The 2,135-nt window shown below is 57.4% G+C and carries 2 protein-coding genes and 1 pseudogene; 2 read left to right on the top strand and 1 reads right to left on the bottom strand.

What is annotated here, in order from left to right:
- Together ATN84_RS27515 and ATN84_RS27520 are read left to right on the top strand one after the other, a co-directional pair.
- Positions 1-916 (top strand): hypothetical protein (locus ATN84_RS27515; protein WP_201026391.1); only part of this gene is annotated, 916 nt, incomplete at its 5' end.
- Entirely contained in the window at positions 913-1,527 is a 615-nt protein-coding gene (locus tag ATN84_RS27520; protein WP_201026392.1) for a hypothetical protein, read from the top strand. The genes ATN84_RS27515 and ATN84_RS27520, both read left to right, overlap by 4 nt.
- Positions 1,528-1,888: 361 nt before the next feature.
- Here the strand turns inward: ATN84_RS27520 and ATN84_RS26260 are convergent.
- Positions 1,889-2,135, bottom strand: a pseudogene (locus tag ATN84_RS26260) (Mu transposase domain-containing protein); the annotation flags it as partial.

Genomic DNA, 2,135 nt, shown 5'->3' on the forward strand with positions numbered 1-2,135 from the left:
GTCGCTGTCGCTATCCGAGTCGCTGTCGCTATCCGAGTCGCTGTCGCTGTCCGAGTCGCTGTCACTATCGGAGTCCGAGTCGCTGTCGCTATCGGAGTCGCTGTCGCTATCCGAGTCGGAGTCGCTGTCGCTATCCGAGTCGGAGTCACTGTCGCTATCCGAGTCGCTGTCACTATCGGAGTCCGAGTCGCTGTCGCTGTCCGAGTCGCTGTCACTATCCGAGTCAGAGTCACTGTCGCTATCCGAGTCGCTGTCGCTGTCCGAGTCGCTGTCACTATCCGAGTCAGAGTCACTGTCGCTATCCGAGTCGCTGTCGCTGTCCGAGTCGCTGTCACTATCCGAGTCAGAGTCACTGTCGCTATCCGAGTCGCTGTCGCTGTCCGAGTCGCTGTCACTATCCGAGTCAGAGTCACTGTCGCTATCCGAGTCGCTGTCGCTGTCCGAGTCGCTGTCACTATCCGAGTCAGAGTCACTGTCGCTATCCGAGTCGCTGTCGCTGTCCGAGTCGCTGTCACTATCCGAGTCAGAGTCACTGTCGCTATCCGAGTCGCTGTCGCTGTCCGAGTCGCTGTCACTATCCGAGTCAGAGTCACTGTCGCTATCCGAGTCGCTGTCGCTGTCCGAGTCGCTGTCACTATCCGAGTCAGAGTCACTGTCGCTATCCGAGTCGCTGTCGCTGTCCGAGTCGCTGTCACTATCGGAGTCCGAGTCGCTGTCGCTATCGGAGTCGGAGTCACTGTCGCTATCCGAGTCAGAGTCACTGTCGCTATCCGAGTCGCTGTCGCTGTCGGAGTCGCTGTCGCTATCCGAGTCGCTGTCGCTATCCGAGTCGCTGTCACTGTCCGAGTCGCTGTCGCTATCCGAGTCGCTGTCACTATCGGAGTCGCTGTCGCTATCCGAGTCGGAGTCATCATGATGATCATCAGAGCCTTGGCCCGCGGCTGCCGCTGCTATGGCCGCGCCAGTCATCAAGGCAAAAGCAGCAAGACCTCCGGCGCCTCCAATGCCAGCACCGGCTATTGCGGCCGCCCCTGCTATATCGCATGCGCCTTCGGAAAAGGTGGGCACCAATACGCCTTGATGCGTGCTCGCAAACGATACTTCGACATAGCAATCATCACCCCCAGATCCATCCTGGGGATCATTGCTGATCAGCAAGAGGGTCGGCTGTCCATCCGCACCGCCGCCGAAGAAATTAATCAGCCGAACGACTGTCCCATCGCTCAGCCTGAGGAACAAATCTGCACCCTGCCGCTCATAAACGAGCACGGCGTCCGCGGGCATATTCAACGCAACGCGCGCAGCGGAGCCGACATTGAGTGTCGGAGCCATTCCTCCAAGCGCCCTCGTCACGGGCGTACTGGATCCGGCAGAGACGATTTGAGCTTGAATTTGCATAGCCAACCTTTCCGAAGTGATAATTTTCTGGTGACCATGGAAGCGACTTCTCACCCCCATAGCACCCCGCCCCGCTCCCCCCTCTCCAATCGGAGGGGCTGGCAGTTCACGCTCATTCACGTCGGCTGACGACTAATTAGCAACATTAGAAAGCTGCGATTGAAGGGGCTGCTGGGGTAGCCTATCTCCCCATCCCATTACCCCTAATCATCTGATTTTATTGGTTAATCGGGATTACTCGCAAAAGGCCTTTCCGCCTGATTGCGTTGGCTCGCTCCACAGCCTGCATCGTGAGGCAATTAAGAAAAGCAGGAAATTCACAGAAATCTGGTCACGCGGATCATCAACGCAGATGATTCGTGCAGAACTTGCATTCCTGGTGGAAGAGGTAAACCTTACGTTCCCATTCTTGCATGATCGTCAGATCCAAGATTCTCTGGCTGCGCACAGAGAGCCACCGCCAACGCTTAATTCCGGCCGTGGAAACCAACAGATGTTCGTTGACCGTGACGTGGCCGGCGCGCTGCGAGCTTCGGATGTGGCTGGCGACACGCTTGTGATCGAAGAAGATCTCGACGGCCCGATAGGTCAGCCTGATATCGACCCGCTTTCCGATCAGCACATGCGGCACGGAATAGAACGTCCTGTCGATCTCGACATGGTAATCGGGATGGACCGTAAGCGTCCGGTCAGGGTTTATTGATCGGCTGGGCGATGTGCCACGGCAATAGCTCACC

It is taken from the genome of Paramesorhizobium deserti, assembly GCF_001558695.1.
Classification (GTDB): domain Bacteria; phylum Pseudomonadota; class Alphaproteobacteria; order Rhizobiales; family Rhizobiaceae; genus Paramesorhizobium; species Paramesorhizobium deserti.

What these genes read in the sequence shown, in the direction of transcription:
- ATN84_RS27520 (WP_201026392.1), top strand. Translation starts at nt 913, where the DNA reads ATGATGATCATCAGAGCCTTGGCCCGCGGCTGCCGCTGCTATGGCCGC.